Genomic DNA, 18,489 nt, shown 5'->3' on the forward strand with positions numbered 1-18,489 from the left:
CCTTCCTGCCGGGCGGGGCGCGCCGGCGCTTCCGGGCGTCCCGGGTGGGACTCCCCGGCACCTGCGCGCCGCCCCCCGCGTAATGGGGCCGTGCCGGGGGATCCCTCCTCGGGCACGGCCCCTTCGCTCACCCCGCCACCGGCGCGACGGGCTCAAGCGCTGCCGTACCTACGCGGGCACGCTCGCCACGCCCGGCGCCAGGAACGGCTTGCCGTTGACGCGCTCGGAGACGCCGGCCCGGTCCAGGTACGGCGTGATGCCGCCCAGGTGGAAGGGCCAGCCGGCGCCGGTGATCAGGCACAGGTCGATGTCCTGCGCCTCGGCGACGACGCCCTCGTCCAGCATGAGGCCGATCTCCTGCGCGACGGCGCCGGTGACCCGGTCGCGGACCTGCTCCTCGGTGAGGACGGTGTCGCCCTGCTTCAACAGTGCGGCGACCTCCGGGTCCAGCTCGGGCTTGCCCGAGTCGTAGACGTAGAAGCCGCGCTTGCCGGCCTCGACGACCGCCTTGAGGTTCGGCGAGACGGTGAAGCGCTCCGGGAAGGCGCCGTGCAGCGTCTCGGAGACGTGCAGGCCGATCGCCGGGCCGACCAGCTCCAGCAGGACCAGCGGCGACATCGGCAGGCCGAGCGGCTCGACGGCCTTCTCGGCGGTGCCCACCGGGGTGCCCTCGTCGATGATGTTCTGGATCTCGCCCATGAAGCGGGTGAGGATGCGGTTCACCACGAACGCCGGGGCGTCCTTGACGAGGACCGCGGTCTTCTTCAGCTTCTTCGCCACGCCGAAGGCGGTGGCGAGCGAGGCGTCGTCGGTCTGCTCGCCGCGGACGATCTCCAGCAGCGGCAGGACGGCGACCGGGTTGAAGAAGTGGAAGCCGACGACCCGCTCGGGGTGCTTCAGCTTCGACGCCATTTCGCTGACCGAGAGCGAGGAGGTGTTGGTGGCGAGGATCGCGTGGGCCGGGGCGACCGCCTCGACCTCGGCGAACACCTGCTGCTTGACGCCCATCTCCTCGAAGACGGCCTCGATGACGAAGTCCGCGTCCGCGAAGCCCTCGGCCTTGTCGAGCACCCCGCTGACCAGGCCCTTGAGGCGGTTGGCCTTGTCCTGGTTGATGCGGCCCTTGCCGAGCAGCTTGTCGATCTCGGCGTGGACGTAGCCCACACCCTTGTCGATCCGGGCCTGGTCGATGTCGGTGAGGACCACCGGCACCTCCAGGCGGCGCAGGAAGAGCAGCGCCAGCTGCGAGGCCATCAGGCCCGCGCCGACCACGCCGACCTTGGAGACCGGGCGGGCCAGGCTCTTGTCGGGGGCGCCGGCGGGGCGCTTGGCGCGCTTGTTCACCAGGTTGAAGGCGTACAGGCCCGAGCGCAGCTCGCCGCTCATGATCAGGTCGGCGAGCGCCTTGTCCTCGGCGTCGTAACCGGCCTGCAGGTCACCGTCCTTGGCGGCGGCGATGATGTCCAGCGCGCGGTAGGCGGCCGGGGCCGCGCCGTGCACCTTGGAGTCGGCGAAGGCGCGCCCGCGGGCCACGGCCTCGTCCCAGGCGGCGCCCCGGTCGACCTCGGGGCGGGAGACCTCGGTGTCGCCGTTGAGGACGGAGGCCGTCCAGGCGAGCGACTGCTCCAGGAAGTCGGCACCCTCGAACAGGGCGTCTGCGATGCCCAGTTCGAGGACCTGCTTGGCCTTGAGCTGGCGGTTCTGGTTGAGCGAGTTCTCGATGATCACCGAGACGGCGCGGTCGGCGCCGATCAGGTTCGGCAGCAGGGCGCAGCCGCCCCAGCCGGGCACCAGGCCGAGGAAGACCTCGGGCAGCGAGAAGGCCGGGACCGCCTTGGAGACGGTGCGGTACGAGCAGTGCAGGCCGACCTCGACGCCGCCGCCCATGGCCGCGCCGTTGTAGTAGGCGAAGGTCGGCACGGCGAGCGTGGCGAGGCGCTTGAAGACGTCGTGGCCGCCCTTGCCGATGGCCACGGCGTCCGCGTGCTGCTTCAGCAGCTCGACGCCCTTGAGGTCGGCGCCGACGGCGAAGATGAAGGGCTTGCCGGTGACGCCGACGCCCACGATGGAGCCCTCGGCGGCCTCCTTCTCGACCTGGTCGATCGCCTTGTCGAGGTTGGCCAGCGACTGCGGGCCGAAGGTGGTCGGCTTGGTGTGGTCCAGGCCGTTGTCGAGCGTGACGAGCGCGAACCGCCCGGCGCCCGCGGGCAGGTCCAGGTGGCGTACGTGCGCCTGGGTGACGACCTCGTCCGGGAACAGCTCGGCCGCGCCCTTCAGGAGTTCGGCGGTAGAGGTGCTCACTTGTTGCCTCCGGTGAAGTGCGGGTTCTCCCAGATGACCGTGGCGCCCATGCCGAAGCCGACGCACATGGTGGTCAGGCCGTAGCGGACCTCCGGCTGCTCCTCGAACTGCCGGGCCAGCTGGGTCATCAGGCGGACGCCGGAGGAGGCCAGCGGGTGGCCATAGGCGATGGCGCCGCCGTACTGGTTGACGCGGGCGTCGTCGTCGGCGATGCCGTAGTGCTCCAGGAAGGCGAGCACCTGCACGGCGAACGCCTCGTTGATCTCGAAGAGGCCGATGTCGTCGATGGTCAGACCGGCCTGCTTCAGCGCCTTCTCGGTGGCCGGGATCGGGCCGTAGCCCATGACCTCCGGCTCGACACCCGCGAACGAGTACGAGACGAGACGCATCCTGACCGGCAGGCCCAGCTCGTTCGCCACGTCCTCGGCGGCGAGCAGCGAGGCGGTGGCACCGTCGTTGAGACCGGCGGCGTTGCCCGCGGTGACCCGGCCGTGCGTACGGAACGGCGTCTTCAGCCCGGCCAGCGACTCCAGGGTGGTGCCCGGGCGCATCGGCTCGTCGGCGGTGGCCAGGCCCCAGCCGGTCTCCCCGGCCTCGGCGTTGGTGCGGCGGACCGACACCGGCACCAGGTCCTGCTGGATCTTGCCGTTGGCGTACGCCTTGGCGGCCTTCTCCTGCGAGCGGACCGCGTACTCGTCGGCGCGCTGCTTGGTGATGGTGGGGTAGCGGTCGTGGAGGTTCTCCGCGGTCATGCCCATGAACAGGGCCGACTCGTCGACGAGCTTCTCGGAGACGAACCGCGGGTTGGGGTCGACGCCCTCGCCCATCGGGTGGCGGCCCATGTGCTCGACACCGCCGGCCACGACCACGTCGTAGGCGCCGAAGGCGATCGAGCCGGCCGTCGTGGTGACGGCCGTCATGGCACCGGCGCACATCCGGTCGACGGAGTAGCCCGGCACCGACTGCGGCAGCCCGGCGAGGATCCCCGCCGTGCGGCCCAGCGTGAGGCCCTGGTCGCCGATCTGCGTGGTGGCGGCGATGGCCACCTCGTCGATCTTCTTGGGGTCCAGGTCCGGGTTGCGGCGCAGCAGCTCCCGGATCGCCTTCACGATCAGATCGTCGGCACGGGTCTCGTGGTAGATGCCCTTGGGGCCCGCCTTGCCGAACGGGGTGCGGACGCCGTCGACGAAGACGACGTCCCGGATGGTGCGAGGCACGATGGCTCTCCTCCAGGGTGCGGGGTGGCACTGCTGCGCCGTGCGCCGGAACGCGCGGCGATACCGCCATGCTACTTGCGAGTAACCAGGCTGCCCAGTCCCCCCTGCCACAGCGGCGAAGCTCACACGCGAACGGCCCCCCGGCGCGATGGGGTGCGCCGGGGGGCCGTTCGGAGGCCGCGGGGACTACGCGACGGGCGCGTCCAACGCCTCGACCAGCAGCCCGGTCACCTGTTCGATCTGCCAGGGCCGCGCCCCGTACCCGGCGAGCGCGGCCGCGACCGCCTCCGGGCCGTGGTCCGCCGGGGGCTCCCAGCAGACCCGCCGGACCGTGTCCGGGGTGATCAGGTTCTCCTGCGGCAGCCGCAGCTCCTCGGCGCGCGCCGAGATGTCCGCGCGGGCCTTCGACAGCCGCGCGGCGGCCGCCGGGTCCCGGTCGGCCCAGGCGCGCGGCGGCGGCGGGCCCGACGGGGCGGCGCCGGGCTGCGGCAGCTCCGTCTCGGGCAGCCCCCGCGCCCGGTCCACGGCGGTCTGCCACTGGTCGAGCTGACGGCGCCCGGCCCGGCCACTGAAGCCGCGCAGCCGCCCGAGGGCCTGCACGTCGGCGGGGAGGGCGAGCGCGGCCTCCACGATGGCCGCGTCCGGGAGGACCTTGCCGGGGGAGATGTCGCGCCGCTGGGCGATCTTGTCCCGGGTGTTCCACAGCTCCCGCACCACCGCGAGCTGCCTGCGGCGGCGCACCTTGTGCATGCCGGATGTCCGCCGCCACGGGTCCTTGCGCGGCGGGGCCGGGGGAGCGGAGGCGATGGCGTCGAACTCCTGGTGCGCCCAGCCGAGCTTGCCCTGCCCGGCCAGCTCCTCCTCCAGCGCGTCGCGCAGGTCGGCCAGGAGCTCCACGTCGAGCGCCGCGTACCGCAGCCACGGCTCGGGGAGCGGGCGGGTCGACCAGTCGACGGCGGAGTGGCCCTTCTCCAGCGAGTAGCCGAGCACGTTCTCCACCATCGCGCCGAGCCCCACCCGGGCGAACCCGGCGAGGCGCCCGGCCAGCTCGGTGTCGAAGAGGCGCTGCGGGACCATGCCTATGTCACGCAGGCACGGCAGGTCCTGGGTGGCGGCGTGCAGCAGCCACTCGGTGTCCTCGACGACCTGCCCGAGGCCGGAGAGGTCCGGGCAGGCGACCGGGTCGATCAGCGCGGTACCGGCGCCCTCGCGCCGCAGCTGCACGAGGTACGCGCGCTGCCCGTAGCGGTAGCCCGAGGCCCGCTCGGCGTCGACGGCCAGCGGACCACTCCCGGCCGCGTACCGCGCCACCGTCTCGGCGAGCGCCGCCTCGGAGGCGACCACCTCGGGAACCCCCTCGCGGGGGGCCAGCAGCGGGACCGGCACCGGCAGGGCGACGGGCGGCCCGTCCGCGTCGGACGGGCTCGGCGGCTGGGACGGGTCGAGCGGTGAACGGTCGGCTGCGGTCTCTTGGGCGTCGGTCACCGGTCAAGGGTATCGGTGTACACGCCACGTCCGCCGACGGAACGTTCCCTCGGCGGACGGGTGCGGGCAGGGCGGGTCAGTGGATGATGCCGGTACGGAGGGCCACCGCGACCATCCCGGCGCGGTCCCCGGTGCCCAGCTTGCGGGCGATCCGGGCGAGGTGGCTCTTGACGGTGAGTGCGGACAGGCCCATCGAGACACCGATGGCCTTGTTGGACTGGCCCTCCGCCACCAGCCGCAGCACCTCGACCTCGCGGCCGGACAGTTCGCGGTAGCCGCCCGGGTGGCTCGGGGCACCCGGGGGGCGGCGGTGCATACGGGCGGCGGCGGAGCCGATCGGGGCGGCGCCGGGACGGGTGGGGAGCCCGATGTTGGTACGGGTACCGGTGACGACGTATCCCTTGACGCCGCCGGCGAGGGCGTTGCGCACGGCGCCGATGTCGTCGGCGGCGGAGAGGGCGAGGCCGTTGGGCCAGCCCGCCGCGCGGGTTTCGGAGAGCAGGGTCAATCCCGAACCGTCGGGAAGGTGGACGTCGGCGACGCAGATGTCGCGCGGGTTGCCGACGCGGGGGCGGGCCTCCGCAATGGACGATGCCTCGATGACATCGCGAACGCCGAGCGCCCACAGGTGGCGGGTGACCGTGGAACGGACACGCTGGTCGGCGACGACGACCATGGCCGTCGGCTTGTTCGGGCGGTAGGCGACCAGGCTTGCGGGCTGCTCGAGAAGAACGGACACCAGGCCTCCTGGGGGGATGGCGGGACGGGGCCGGCTCGGGGAAGAAGCCGGGGCGATCCGTGCTGACTAGGTCATTGAGGTCTTCGGCAGCATTGGAGGCGTCCTTTAGGGAATGATCACGATTTGGTGACCCTCGAGCCCCCACAGGCGAACGCCCGTGCGATGTTCCGACGGGCGGGCCCTTGCGGCCCGACGCGACTGCGGAGGGCCGGGCCTGCCCCCTGAGAAGCTCTCGGAGCTGGGCCCGCGTGATCCGGGGACGGCTTGAGGAACCGGGACGCCGCGGCCCTGGACGGCTTCGGGGCCGGGTGGGTGTTCGGGGCTCCTGGCGCCCTGGGGCGGCCGATGGCGGCCGTTGCGCGCGCGGTGCTGCGGTGCTGCCCGGGACGCGGGTCCGCAGTGCGGTGCAGGCGGGGGGCTCACGGCTTCGAGGGCGGATCCCGCTTCCGGGCGTGCCGACGGCCCCGCCGCCCTCCCGAGCCACGGCTGCCTCCAGGGCGTACGCCGGTACGGTCCCCCGTAGGTGGGCGCCCGTCGATCCGCGGTGTGCGCTGCGCGGCGCTTGGTGCCCCGGCTCTCGAACCGTCGGCGGCTCCGCCCGTGTCATACGCGAAGCCCGAGGCTCTGGCGCCCTGCCGACGGGCGGCCGGGCCGTGCGAGCCCGGTGTGCTGGGCTCCGGTGCTCGCAACCTCAGCGTTCCACCGCGGTGGCTTGTGCTTCCGCGGCCCTCGGGCGGTGAGCGGGGCGTCGCTGAAGCGCACCGTGTTCGCGTCGCGCCGCGACTGCCGCGCCCCGGCCCCCTGGCACGACCGGCGGAAGGCACCGCGCCCCCGTCAAGGCCGGGTGGTGCTTGCGTGTTCGGCCACCTGGTGATGGCCCGCGCAGCTCCTCGTCTCCGGGAGCGCCGCTCCCACCGAAAAATCCCCCTGCTTCGGGCGCGCTTTCCCCCTCGATCGGGGGGGGGGCGGGGAGCGCGGCTGCCTGAGCGCTCCCGCTTCACGCGGTCCCCGCCGGGGACTGCCGGTGCCCACCGCCCGGGGCCTCACCCGGCCCTGGCCGTGCGCGCGGGGCCCCGGAGCAGGTCTCACTCCTGCGGCCGCGGCCCCCGTCGCTGGGGGAGCGACACGACCGCCGCGTCCGTGGCCGCCACCGGCGGCAACCCGCCGATCCTGGCCAGCAGGTCCGACCAGGCCGCCAGGTGACCGGCCGTGTCGGGGGCGCCGCCGGGCAGCTCCTGGGGCGTCCAGGAGGCGCGGATCTCGATCTGGGAGGCGGGGCGCCGGGTGGAGAGCCCGCCGAAGTGGTGCGAGGAGGCGCGGGTGACCGTGCCGCTCGCCTCGCCGTGGACCAGGCCGCGGGCCTGGAAGGCGCCGGTCAGCCAGGACCAGCAGACCTCCGGCAGCAGCGGGTCGGCCGCCATCTCCGGCTCCAGTTCCGCCCGGACCAGCGTCACCAGACGGAACGTGCCCTTCCAGGCGTCGTGCCCGGCCGGGTCGTGGAGCAGGACCAGCCGACCGTCGGAGAGGTCCTCGCCCTCCTGGACCACCGCGGCCTCCAGCGCGTACGCGAACGGCGCCAGCCGCCGGGGCGGGGGCGTCGCCTCGATCTCGATCTCCGGCCGCAACCGGGCCTCCTCCAGGGCCCGTACCGCCGCGCGGAAACCCGGTGGCGCGTCGTCCGCCCCGGCGGCGGCTCCTCGCGCGCCGCCCGTGCCGTCAGTGCCGTCAGTGCCGTCCGAAAGGTGTCCCTGAGCCGCAGCCATGCCGGGAAGGTTAAGGGGAACCGGGCCCGTGCGCAGGGAGGACACCCGCGCGGGTGCCGTCGCGCGCCGCGCGGGCCGCCCCGGTGTCCGGAACCTCCCGGCAAGGGCGCTCCCCGGCCGTGCGAGACTTCTCGGGTGAGCGCCAACGACCGCCCCACGGGCCAGCCGACCGCACCCCACGACTCCGCCTTCCTCAAGGCGTGCCGGCGTGAGCCGGTGCCGCACACCCCCGTGTGGTTCATGCGCCAGGCGGGCCGCTCACTGCCCGAGTACCGCAAGGTCCGCGAGGGCACCGCGATGCTCGACTCCTGCATGCGGCCCGACCTGGTCACCGAGATCACGATGCAGCCGGTCCGCCGCCACGGCGTCGACGCCGCGATCTACTTCAGCGACATCGTGGTGCCGCTCAAGGCCATCGGCATCGACCTGGACATCAAGCCGGGCGTCGGCCCCGTCGTCGAGAAGCCGATCCGCACCCGCGCCGACCTGGCCCGGCTGCGCGACCTGACCCCCGAGGACGTCTGGTACGTCACCGAGGCGATGGGGCTGCTCACCACCGAGCTGGGCGCCACCCCGCTCATCGGCTTCGCCGGCGCGCCGTTCACCCTCGCGAGCTACCTGGTCGAGGGCGGCCCCAGCCGCAACCACGAGCACACCAAGGCGCTCATGTACGGCGACCCGCAGCTCTGGGCCGACCTGCTCGACCGCCTCGCCGACATCACCGCGGGCTTCCTCAAGGTGCAGATCGAGGCCGGCGCCTCCGCCGTGCAGCTCTTCGACTCCTGGGTCGGCGCGCTGGCCCCCGCCGACTACCGCCGCTCGGTCATGCCCGCCTCCCGCAAGGTCTTCGACGCCGTCGCCGGGTACGGCGTGCCGCGCATCCACTTCGGCGTCGGCACCGGCGAACTCCTCGGCCTGATGGGCGAGGCGGGGGCCGACGTGGTCGGCGCCGACTGGCGGATCCCGCTGGACGAGGCGGCCCGCCGGATCGGTCCCGGCAAGGCCGTCCAGGGCAACCTCGACCCGGCCGTGCTCTTCGCGCCCACCGAAGCCGTCCGGGCCAAGACCGGCGAGGTCCTCGACGCCGCCGCCGGTCTGGAGGGGCACGTCTTCAACCTCGGCCACGGGGTCCTGCCGGACACCGACCCCGACGCCCTGACCCGTCTGGTCGAGGACGTCCACGCCCGCACCTCACGCTGAGCCGCGGCAGGCGCCGGCCGGTCCCCTCGACGGAGACCGGCCGGCACCGCCTGCTCAGCCCGCGCCCTCCGCGCGTACCACCTGGGTCGCCTTGCGGGCCGCCACCAGGATCGGGTCCCAGACCGGGGAGAACGGCGGGGCGTAGCCGAGGTCGAGCGCCGTCATCTGCTCCACCGTCATCCCGGCCGTCAGCGCCACCGCCGCCACGTCCACCCGCTTGCCCGCGCCCTCGCGGCCCACGATCTGGGTGCCCAGCAGCCGGCCGGTGCGGCGCTCGGCCATCATCTTCACCGTCATCGGCGAGGTCCCGGGGAAGTACCCGGCCCGGCTGGTCGCCTCCACGGTCGCCGTGACGAACTGGAAGCCGACCTCGCGCGCCTCGGCCTCCAGCAGCCCGGTCCGGGCGATCTCCAGGTGGCAGACCTTGCTGACCGCCGTCCCCACGATGCCGGGGAAGGTCGCGTAGCCGCCGCCCACATTGGTGCCGATGACCTGGCCCTGCTTGTTGGCGTGGGTGCCGAGCGGGATGTGCCGCTGACGGCCCGCCACCAGGTCCAGCACCTCCACGCAGTCGCCGCCCGCCCAGATGTCGGCGTGGCCGCGCACCCGCATCCCCTGGTCGGTGAGGATGCCACCGTAGTCGCCCACGGGCAGCCCGGCCGCCTCGGCCAGCTCCGTCTCGGGGCGTACGCCCATCCCCAGCACCACCACGTCGGCCGGGTACTCGGCGTCCGAGGTCACCACCGCCGAGGCACGGCCCGAGGCGTCGGTGCGGATCTCGGTCACCTCGGCCTCGTTGACCAGCTCGATGCCGAGCCCGGTGACCGCCTTGTGGACCAGCTTGCCCATGTCGGGGTCGAGCGTGGTCATCGGCTCGGGGGCCCGGTTGAGCAGTGTCACCTGGTAGTCGCGGCGCAGCAGCGCCTCGGCCATCTCCACGCCGATGTACCCGGCGCCGACCACCACCGCGCGGCGCCCCTCCGTCCCCCGGAGGGTGTCGAGCAGGGCCTGCCCGTCGTCGAGGGTCTGCACCCCGTGCACCCCGGGCGCGTCGATGCCGGGCAGCGGGGGCCGCACCGGGCGCGCGCCGGTGGCGATCACCAGCTTGTCGAAGCCGGTCCACACCTCCTGGCCGTCCGGCAGCCGCCGCGACCTGACCCGGCCGCCGTCCACGTCGATCTCGGTGACCTCGGTCCGCATCCGCAGATCGATCTGGCGCGCCCGGTGCTCCTCGGGCGCCCGCGCCACCAGGTTCTCCGGGCCGTCCACGTCGCCGCCGACCCAGTACGGGATGCCGCACGCCGAGTACGAGGCGTGGTGCCCGCGTTCGAACGCGACGATCTCCAGCGCGTCCGGGTCCTTGAGCCTGCGTGCCTGTGACGCGGCGGACATCCCGGCCGCGTCCCCACCGATGACCACCAGTCGCTCTCTCATGCCGCCACGCTACGCGGGCCGGCACCGTCCCGGCCCGCGGCCACCGGCCGGGACGGCGCGCCCGCCTGTTCGGCTCCGCCCGGTCCCGCTCAGTCCCGCTCGGGCCGCGCAGCCGGAACGGCAGGCTCCGCGCCGGGCTCCTCGGCCTCGCCGTCGGCAGCGCCCTCGGGGGCGCGCACCGCGGGCGCGGTGGCGGCCGGGCGCCGCAGGCGGCGCGTGAACCGCCACACCAGCAGGATCAGCCCGAGGGCCAGGGCGAACGGCAGCACCGCGCCGAGCGCCACGGTCAGCCAGCGCAGCGTCGAGACGAACGCCGACCAGCCGCCGGAGACCGCGTCGGTGAAGGTCGGGCCGTCGTCCCCGGCGGACTCCGCCCCCGCCGCCCGCTCCGTGAGCTGGAGGGTGACCGTCGCCATCGAGGTGCGGTCCTTCAGCGAGGACTGCTGGGCGAGCAGCGACTCCAGCTCCGCCTGACGGCTGCTCAGCTCGCCCTCCAGCGAGACGATGTCGCTCAGCTTCTCCGCCCGGTCCATCAGCTCCCGGACCCGCGCCACGCTGGCCCGCTGCGACTTCAGACGGCTCTCGACGTCCACCACCTCCTCGGTGACGTCCTCCGCGCTGGTCCGCCGCTCCACGACCTCCCCGCCCTCGCCGAGCGAGTCCAGCACCGCGTCGTACCGCTCCTGCGGCACCCGCACCACCACCGTCGACCGCTCGTGGCCCCGGGTGTCGCGCCGGGTCGACTCGTTGCCGACGTAGCCGCCCGCGCCCTCGACCACCGAACGGGCCGACGCCAGCGCCGTCGGCACGTCCTTCACCCGCAGGTGGAGTTCGGCGGTCCGGACCAGGTGGACGCCCTTCAGCTCCGGCGTCTTCCGGTCCGCCGACGCCTGGTCCCCGGCGCCCTGCTCCGCGCCGTCCGGCCGCCGTTCCGCCTGGCCGCCGCCCGCCCCGTCCGCCGCCGGCGGGGCCGCCTGGCGGTCCGACGCCGACGACGCCCCCTCCGACCCCGCCGAGCATCCCGCGAGCCCCAGCACCGCGACGGCCAGCAGCGCCGCCGCCCGCCGCCCGGCGATCCCTCTGCCGTTCGTTCCCCGCATCCGGCTCATCCGCCGACCCCCTGTCGTCCCGCGCCGCCCTGTGGAGCGCCTGTGCCGCTTCGACGCCGCCTGGCACCGGCGGGTTTCGCCTGCCGGGTCGCGAACGGGTAACGGAACGACGCGGCCCCGGCGGCCCGCCGCCCCGCCCGGTTTGAGACAGTGGCTCCATGCGCGCGGAAACGGACGGAACACCGGCGGGAGCGGGCGGCGGCGGCCCCCGCGTGGTGGTCGTCGGAGGCGGCGTCGCGGGTCTCACGGCGGCCCTGCGCCTGCTCGACGCCGGAGCCGACGTCACCCTCCTGGAAGCCTCCGACCGCCTCGGCGGCAAGCTCCGCACCGGCGAGATCGGCGGCGTCCGCGTCGACCTCGGCGCCGAGTCGATGCTGGCCCGCCGCCCCGAGGCGGTCGGCCTCGCCCGCGAGGCAGGACTCGCCGACGCCCTCCAGCCTCCCGGCACCGCCACCGCTTCCCTCTGGACCCGCGACGCGCTGCGCCCCATGCCCAAGGGCCACGTCATGGGCGTCCCCGCCGATCCGTCCAGCCTCACCGGGGTCCTCTCCGAGGAGGGCGTCGCCCGGATCGCGGAGGACCGCGCCCTGCCGCGCACCGAGGTCGGCGAGGACATCGCCGTCGGCGAGTACGTCGCCGCCCGGGTCGGCCGCGAGGTCGTCGACCGGCTCGTCGAACCCCTCCTCGGCGGCGTCTACGCGGGCAACGCCTACCGCATCTCACTGCGCGCCGCCGTCCCCCAGCTCTTCGCCGCCGCCCGCGACCACGCCTCACTCACCGAGGGCGTCCGCGCGATCCAGGCCCGCACCGCCGCCGACCCGCGCACCGACCCCGTCTTCATGGGCATCGACGGCGGCGTCGGCCGCCTCCCGCTCGCCGTCGCCGACGCCGTCCGCGCCCGCGGCGGCCGTATCCGCACCGGCGCGCCCGTCACCGGCCTGGCCCGCACCCCCGGCGGCTGGCGCCTCACCACCGGCACGCCCGCCGCGCCCGAGGTGCTCGCCGCCGACGCCGTCGTCCTCGCCGTCCCCGCGCCGCAGGCCGCCCGGCTGCTCGCCGCCGAACTGCCCGCCGCGGCGGCCGACCTCGCCGAGGTCGAGTACGCCTCGATGGCCCTGATGACCTTCGCCTTCCGCGCCGAGGAGGCCGACCTGCCGCAGGGCAGCGGCTTCCTCGTCCCGCCGGTCGACGGGCGGACCATCAAGGCCGCCACCTTCGCGGGCCGCAAGTGGCGGTGGATCACCGCACAGCAGCCCGGGCTCCAGATCGTCCGCACCTCGGTCGGCCGCCACCGCGAGGACGAGATCCTCGGCCGCGACGACGCCGAACTCCTCGACCTGGCCCGCCGCGACCTGCGGACCGCCACCGGCGTCGACGCCGCACCCGTCGACGCCCACGTCACCCGCTGGGACCAGGGCCTGCCGCAGTACCCGGTCGGCCACCTCGACCGCGTCGCCCGCATCCGCGACCAGGTCGCCCAGGCCCCCGGCCTCGCCCTGTGCGGCGCGGCCTACGACGGCGTCGGCATCCCCGCCTGCGTCGCCTCCGCGACCGAGGCGGCCCGACAGGTCCTCGCGCCCCGCCCGGGGACCGACCCGGCGTCGGGCTCCGCCGGGCACGCGGGAGAATGACCCCATGAGTGACGCTCCTGAGAAGATCCCCAACGCGGGCAAGAAGGCCAAGGACCTCAACGAGGTCATCCGCTACACCCTGTGGTCCGTCTTCAAGCTCCGCGACGTGCTCCCCGAGGACCGGTCCGGCTACGCCGACGAGGTCCAGGACCTGTTCGACAAGTTCGCCGCCAAGGACGTCACCGTCCGCGGCACCTACGACGTCTCCGGCCTGCGCGCCGACGCCGACGTGATGATCTGGTGGCACGCCGAGACCGCCGACGCCCTCCAGGAGGCGTACAACCTCTTCCGCCGCACCCGCCTGGGGCGCGCGCTGGAGCCGGTCTGGTCGAACATGGCGCTGCACCGCCCCGCCGAGTTCAACAAGTCGCACATCCCGGCGTTCCTCGCCGACGAGACCCCCCGCGACTACATCAGCGTCTACCCGTTCGTCCGCTCCTACGAGTGGTACCTCCTCCCCGACGAGGAGCGCCGGGCGATGCTCGCCGACCACGGCAAGATGGCCCGCGGCTACCCGGACGTGCGCGCCAACACCGTCGCCTCGTTCTCCCTCGGCGACTACGAGTGGATCCTCGCCTTCGAGGCCGACGAGCTCTACCGCATCGTCGACCTCATGCGCCACCTGCGCGGCTCCGAGGCCCGCCGCCACGTCCGCGAGGAGGTGCCCTTCTACACCGGGCGCCGCAAGTCCGTCGCCGACCTGGTCGCCCAGCTCGCCTGAGCCCAGGACCGCCTCACGGGGCCGCCGGAACCCACCCGGCGGCCCGGGGGAGCGCCGGCCGCAGACCGCGGCCGCCGGTCTCCTCACCCGGATCACCGGGCGTCCACTCGCCGTCGTCCTCCGGCTCCGGCTCGGGAGCCGGCCGGGCCGCGCACTCGGTGCCGCGCCCGGGCACCTTCCCGTCGATCAGGTACGCCTCGACGTGCCGGTTGACGCAGGCGTTCGGCCCGCCCGCCAGTCCGTGCGTGCCCGCGTCCCGCTCGGTCACCAGCGAGGCGCCCCACAGCCGCCGCCGCAGCTCCAGCGCCCCCGCGTACGGAGTCGCGGCGTCCCGCTCGCTCGCCAGGATCAGCGTCGGCGGCAGCTCACCCGGCAGGGAGCGCACGTTCAGCGGCCGCTGCCTGGGCCCCTGCCAGTACGCGCACGGCAGGTTCAGCCAGGCGTTCTCCCACGTCTCGAACGGCGCCCGGCGCGCGAGCCGGGTGTGGTCCCGGTCCCAGGTCTGCCACCGGGTGGGCCACGGCGCGTCGTTGCACTCCACCGCCGTGTAGACGGCCCGCGCGTTCTCCGCCTCGGCCGCACCCTCCGCACGCGGCGACGCCAGATTGACCAGCAGCTGCGGATCACCCTTCAAATAGGCCGCCAGCGCCCCGGCATGCGAGGGCCAGTAGTCCTCGTAGTACCCGGCCCGCAACATCGCCGCCTGGAGCTGAGCAGGACCCACCGCGCCTCCGGCCGGCTCGGCCGCCAGCTTCGCCCGCGCCCGCCGGTAGCCCGCCAGCACCTCGGCCTCGTCGGTGCCCATCCCGTAGACCGCGTGGTGCGAGGCGATCCACCGCCGGAAGTCCGCCCACCGCTCCTCGAACGCCGCCGACTGCGCCAGGTTGTTCCGGTACCAGATCCGCTCCGGAGAAGGGTCGACCGCCGAGTCGAAGACCATCCGCCGCACGTGCGAGGGGAAGAGCGTCGCGTACAGCGCCCCGAAGTACGTGCCGTACGACGCCCCCATGAACGTCAGCTTCCGTTCGCCCAGACCGGCCCGCAGCACGTCCAGGTCCCGGGCGTTGTTCAGCGAGGTGACGTGCCGCAGCCGTGCACCGCCGCGCTCGGCGCACCCTCGTGCGTACGCCTTCGCCCGCGCGATCCGCTCCGCCTTCTGCTCCTCGGTCGGGTGCTCCGGCGCCTGCCAGTTCCCGCCGGGCCTCTCGTGCGCGTCCCGGCAGGAGAGCGGCGCCGAGCGGCCCACCCCGCGCGGCGCGTACCCGACCAGGTCGTAGACCGAGGCCAGCCGCTTCCACTCGGGGAAGATCCCCACCAGCGGGAAGAGCATCCCGGACGCGCCGGGCCCGCCCGGGTTGAAGACCAGCGCGCCCTGCCGCTCCCGCTCCGGACCCGCCGCCCTCACCCGGCTGACCGTCAGGTCGATCTGCTCCCCGTCCGGCCGCGCGTAGTCCAGCGGTACGCGGACCGTGCCGCACTCCAGCGACCGGGGCAGCCCCTCCTCGTCCGGACACCGTCCGAACGCCACCGGGGTCCGCGCCGCCCGCTCGGCGGCGAGCGCCACCCCGCGTGCCTCCGCGCCGGGCAGGACCGGTGAACCGGCCGCCGGGCCCTGCGGGACGGCCGCGAGCGGGGCGAGGAGCAGCGCTCCCGCGGCGGTGAAGATGAGCGGTGCTCGCATCGCATCCCTTTCGTCCGGCCGATCAACGGCAAAAGGGATGCTTCGTACGGATGCTGGTGATGTGAAGCACCGGAGGGACGTGTCGGGCCGACCCGCTCGGAACGGCCCAACCGCGCCGGCCGCGGGCATCGCCGTGCTCGGGGCCCCCGCGGACCCCCTGCCCGCCCCCGGCTCAGCGACCCAGCAGCGCGAAGCGCGCCACCCGCGCCCACCGGGCCCACGGCCGGCCCACCAGCGAGGCGCGGCCCGACCGCTCGATCCACCAGTCGCGCAGCTCCCGCCGGGCCCCGCGCTCGGAGGGCGGATCGTGCCGCAGCGTGTGGAAGGCGAAGGCGAGCGCGTCCGCACGGTGACCGCCGGTCAGCGGGCGGCCCGCCGCGTACCGCAGGAAGCCCGGCCGGTAGGCCTCGCCGAGGATGCGCGGCAGCTCCGGGGCGAGCGAGGCCACGATGTCACCGCGCTTGGCGGTCAGCATCCGGCTCTGCACCCGCAGCCGCCCCCGGTCGAAGCCCTCCGGCGCCGGGGCCCCCGCGACCAGTGCCGACAGCAGGGCCGTCTGCCCGAGCGCGAGCCGCGTCCGGACGGCCTCGCCCGCCTCCTCGTCCACCTCCGCCTTCTCCGGAGCGGTCGCCGTCACGAGCCTCTGCCGGGACGCCGCCGCGCCCACCGTGGCCGGGGCGGCCGCCCCCACCGTGACCGGGGCCCGCTCCGCCGCCTCCACCGTCTCCCGGATCCTCGCGACCTCCGCCTCCAGCTCGGCCGCCGACGGGAACCGCTCGTCCCGCTCCAGCAGCACCCCGGGCGGCCGCACCCGCGAGGCCAGCTCGGACAGGACCGCGAGGACCGGCTCCGGCACCGGGTGGGCGTGGCTGTCGTGCCACACCCCGTCCCGCTCGAAACCGCCCGCCACATGGACGTACGCCAGCGCCTCCAGCGGCAGCGCGTCGAGCGCGGCCGAGGGGTCCTCGCCCTGGTTGACGTGGTTGGTGTGCAGGTTGGCGACGTCGATCAGCAGCCGGACCCCGGTGCGGTCGGCCAGCTCGTAGAGGAACTGCCCCTCGGTCAGCTCCTCGTCGGGCCAGGAGAAGAGCGCCGCGATGTTCTCCACCGCGAGCGGCACCGGCAACTGGTCCTGGGCGATCCGTACGTTCTCGCAGAGCACCGCGAGCGCCTCCCGGGTCCGGGGCACCGGCAGCAGGTGCCCCGCCTCCAGCCCCCGCGAGGCCGCCCGCTCCCCGCCCGCCCTGACGAAGGCGATGTGCTCGGTGACCAGTGGCGCGCCCAGCGCCCCGGCCCGCTCCGCCAGCGCCGCGAGCCGCGCCGGGTCAGGCCGCTCGGCGCCGCCCAGCCCCAGCCCGACCCCGTGCGGCACCACGGCCACGCCGCGCTCCCGCAGCCGCCGCAGGGAGTCGGGGAAGTGGCCGGGGCAGACGTTCTCCGCCACCACCTCCACCCACTCGATCCCCGCCATCGCCTCGACCGCCTCCGCGATCGCGGGCCGCCAGCCGATTCCCGTCCCGAGCTGTGCCGTCCCCAGCCGTTCCATGTGGCCGCCCCTTCCAGATAACCCCCTGCCCTGGGGCCACCCTGCCCGGCCGCGCCCGGCCAGGAACCGCACCCCGCCCTGTTCAGAGCGGGATTTGAGCTTCGCCCCCGGACGACAGGCTTCCACCCCCGTCCCTCTCCGGGCTTGACCGGCTTGACCTCAACAGGACTTGAGATCCGAGGCTCCGTCCAGGCGGGGCACTTCGCACCCGCCACGAACGGAACGACAGACCGACGGAACGACAGGGAGCACACGTTGAGCGGCAACAAGATCATTCTCGTCCTCGGTGGCACCGGCAACCAGGGTGGTGCCGTCGCTCGTGAACTGCTGTCGCGGGGCTGGACGGTGCGCGCACTCGTCCGCGACCCCGACAAGCCCGCCGCCCAGGAGACTCGCGGCGCGGGGCGCGGGGCGCGGGGCGCGGGGCGCGGGGCGCGGGGCGCGGTGCTGGTCCGCGGGGACCTCGACGACGTGGAGTCGCTGCGTGCCGCCGCGGCCGGGGCGCACGGTATCTTCAGCGTCCAGGCGCTCGCCCATGAGCCGGAGACGCTCGCCGCCGAGGTACGCCACGGCAAGGCCGTCGCGGACGTGGCCGAGGAGGCCGGGGTCGCCCACCTCGTCTACAGCTCGGTGGGCGGTGCCGAGCGGAAGACCGGCATCCTGACCCGAGGGCCAGACCTGACGAGCGGAGACCTGCGGGAGTGAGGGGGCACGTCCGCGTCCCGGGCGCCGGCCCCTCACCCCACCAGCGCGGGATGCTCCGCCACCACGGTGCACGACCCGGGCGCGATCTCCGTGAACCCGGCGTCCCGCACCACCGGCAGCCCGCTCTCCACCAGCTCCTTCCAGCGCCTCTCGGGGGCCGCCCGCACCGCCAGCGCGAACCCCCGCTCCCGCCAGGCCGCCCGCTCCGCCCCGGACAGCTGCCACCAGGCCAACTGCGCCCCGTGCCCCGCCTGCGCCATCGCCTTCCCGGCCGACATGCTCACCTCCGGGTTGAGCCAGAGCACCGGCAGGCCGGGCGCGGGCTCGCCCGGCTCCTGGGGATCCGCCAGCTCGGTGCCGGAGACCTGGAGCTTGGCCAGCTCCTTGGGCCAGCCGTCCAGCGGTACCGGCGGATAGACCCTGACCTCGGCACCGCAGCCCTCGACGGTGATCCCCGGCAGCTCGGCGGCCCGCCGCCACTCCGCGCCCCGGGCCCGCCGCACCACCTTGCGGATCCGCGCGTCCTCCCAGTCCCGCACCGCCCGGGCCCACTCGCCGTCCCCCTCGGAGCGGGGGTCGGAGAGCATCACCAGGACGGCCCGCGCGGCCGTCTCCAGTGCGTCGGTGAGGGCGGGAGGCTCGGCCCGCTCCAGCCGTACGACGAGCGGCAGCACGTACTGCGGCGCCTCGTCGCGGGCGGTGGGCTCGTCACGGAAGGGACTGTCGGAGAGAGGTTCGCTGGTCACCGCCCCAGTCTGCCAAAACCACCGTGGCGGTCGGCACCGGCCGCGGATGGCCGCCGGGGTCGGGCGCGACCTCTTGCGTGCGTGTAGTTCTCACTTTGCTTGTAATCAGAGGACTAACTGATCGTTTCAGAATGCGGTGCGTAGCCGTCTCAAGCAGATGATGGCGCAGGCGAGTTGGAGGAGTCCCTCGTGGAGATCTGCACGGATCTCG

General features: G+C 74.6%; 14 protein-coding genes. 4 read left to right on the forward strand and 10 right to left on the reverse strand.

Annotated features, from left to right (window positions below; genetic code table 11):
* Positions 1 to 168: 168 nt before the first annotated feature.
* The 5 genes from ACFWMZ_RS17040 to ACFWMZ_RS17060 form a co-directional block, all read right to left on the reverse strand.
* Entirely contained in the window at positions 169 to 2,301 is a 2,133-nt protein-coding gene (locus ACFWMZ_RS17040; RefSeq protein ID WP_383173733.1) for a 3-hydroxyacyl-CoA dehydrogenase NAD-binding domain-containing protein, read from the reverse strand.
* Complete coding sequence (locus tag ACFWMZ_RS17045; RefSeq protein WP_358195126.1) at positions 2,298 to 3,518, reverse strand: acetyl-CoA C-acyltransferase; 1,221 nt, start codon at positions 3,516 to 3,518, stop codon at positions 2,298 to 2,300. The genes ACFWMZ_RS17040 and ACFWMZ_RS17045 overlap by 4 nt, the downstream gene beginning before the upstream one ends.
* A 186-nt stretch (positions 3,519 to 3,704) precedes the next feature.
* Positions 3,705 to 5,003 carry an HRDC domain-containing protein gene (locus ACFWMZ_RS17050; protein ID WP_383173728.1) on the reverse strand — a complete coding sequence of 433 codons (1,299 nt, stop codon included), beginning with the start codon at positions 5,001 to 5,003 and terminating at the stop codon, positions 3,705 to 3,707.
* Positions 5,004 to 5,079: 76 nt separating this feature from the next.
* Positions 5,080 to 5,742, reverse strand: a complete 663-nt coding sequence (locus ACFWMZ_RS17055) for a response regulator transcription factor (protein ID WP_003951582.1) — start codon at positions 5,740 to 5,742, stop codon at positions 5,080 to 5,082.
* 1,085 nt (positions 5,743 to 6,827) lie between these two features.
* Positions 6,828 to 7,505: a DUF3000 domain-containing protein gene (locus tag ACFWMZ_RS17060; protein WP_383202349.1), complete on the reverse strand. Its 678-nt coding sequence runs from the start codon at positions 7,503 to 7,505 to the stop codon at positions 6,828 to 6,830.
* A 135-nt stretch (positions 7,506 to 7,640) separates the two neighbouring features.
* Here ACFWMZ_RS17060 and hemE point away from each other — a divergent pair, with 135 nt between their 5' ends.
* Entirely contained in the window at positions 7,641 to 8,705 is a 1,065-nt protein-coding gene (gene hemE, locus ACFWMZ_RS17065; RefSeq protein ID WP_383202352.1) for a uroporphyrinogen decarboxylase, read from the forward strand.
* Between the two features lie 54 nt (positions 8,706 to 8,759).
* Here the strand turns inward: hemE and ACFWMZ_RS17070 are convergent, their stop codons facing one another.
* Positions 8,760 to 10,139: an FAD-dependent oxidoreductase gene (locus ACFWMZ_RS17070; protein WP_383173718.1), complete on the reverse strand. Its 1,380-nt coding sequence runs from the start codon at positions 10,137 to 10,139 to the stop codon at positions 8,760 to 8,762.
* Positions 10,140 to 10,228: 89 nt separating this feature from the next.
* Positions 10,229 to 11,248, reverse strand: coding sequence for a DUF4349 domain-containing protein (locus ACFWMZ_RS17075; RefSeq protein ID WP_383202355.1), 1,020 nt, complete (start codon positions 11,246 to 11,248; stop codon positions 10,229 to 10,231).
* Positions 11,249 to 11,406: 158 nt separating this feature from the next.
* On the opposite strand from ACFWMZ_RS17075, the gene hemG reads away from it, so the two are divergent.
* Entirely contained in the window at positions 11,407 to 12,879 is a 1,473-nt protein-coding gene (hemG, locus tag ACFWMZ_RS17080; RefSeq protein WP_383202358.1) for a protoporphyrinogen oxidase, read from the forward strand.
* Between the two features lie 4 nt (positions 12,880 to 12,883).
* Positions 12,884 to 13,600, forward strand: coding sequence for a hydrogen peroxide-dependent heme synthase (gene hemQ, locus ACFWMZ_RS17085; protein WP_383202361.1), 717 nt, complete (start codon positions 12,884 to 12,886; stop codon positions 13,598 to 13,600).
* Between the two features lie 13 nt (positions 13,601 to 13,613).
* Here the strand turns inward: hemQ and ACFWMZ_RS17090 are convergent, their stop codons facing one another.
* Both ACFWMZ_RS17090 and ACFWMZ_RS17095 read right to left on the reverse strand, forming a co-directional pair.
* Positions 13,614 to 15,281, reverse strand: a complete 1,668-nt coding sequence (locus ACFWMZ_RS17090; RefSeq protein ID WP_383202364.1) for an alpha/beta hydrolase — start codon at positions 15,279 to 15,281, stop codon at positions 13,614 to 13,616.
* Between the two features lie 172 nt (positions 15,282 to 15,453).
* The gene (locus ACFWMZ_RS17095; RefSeq protein ID WP_383202367.1) at positions 15,454 to 16,827 is read right to left on the reverse strand and encodes a DUF692 family multinuclear iron-containing protein; all 1,374 of its coding nucleotides are present in this window, start codon (positions 16,825 to 16,827) and stop codon (positions 15,454 to 15,456) included.
* Positions 16,828 to 17,082: 255 nt separating this feature from the next.
* Here ACFWMZ_RS17095 and ACFWMZ_RS17100 point away from each other — a divergent pair, with 255 nt between their 5' ends.
* Positions 17,083 to 17,532 (forward strand): NmrA family NAD(P)-binding protein, encoded by a 450-nt coding sequence (locus ACFWMZ_RS17100; protein WP_383202370.1) that lies wholly within the window; start codon positions 17,083 to 17,085, stop codon positions 17,530 to 17,532.
* 32 nt (positions 17,533 to 17,564) lie between these two features.
* Here ACFWMZ_RS17100 and ACFWMZ_RS17105 read toward each other — a convergent pair whose 3' ends face one another.
* Complete coding sequence (locus tag ACFWMZ_RS17105; protein ID WP_383173697.1) at positions 17,565 to 18,278, reverse strand: peptidyl-tRNA hydrolase; 714 nt, start codon at positions 18,276 to 18,278, stop codon at positions 17,565 to 17,567.
* Positions 18,279 to 18,489 lie beyond the last annotated feature (211 nt).

The organism is Streptomyces sp. NPDC058373 (assembly GCF_042723275.1).
In the GTDB taxonomy this organism is placed as follows: Bacteria; Actinomycetota; Actinomycetes; order Streptomycetales; family Streptomycetaceae; genus Streptomyces.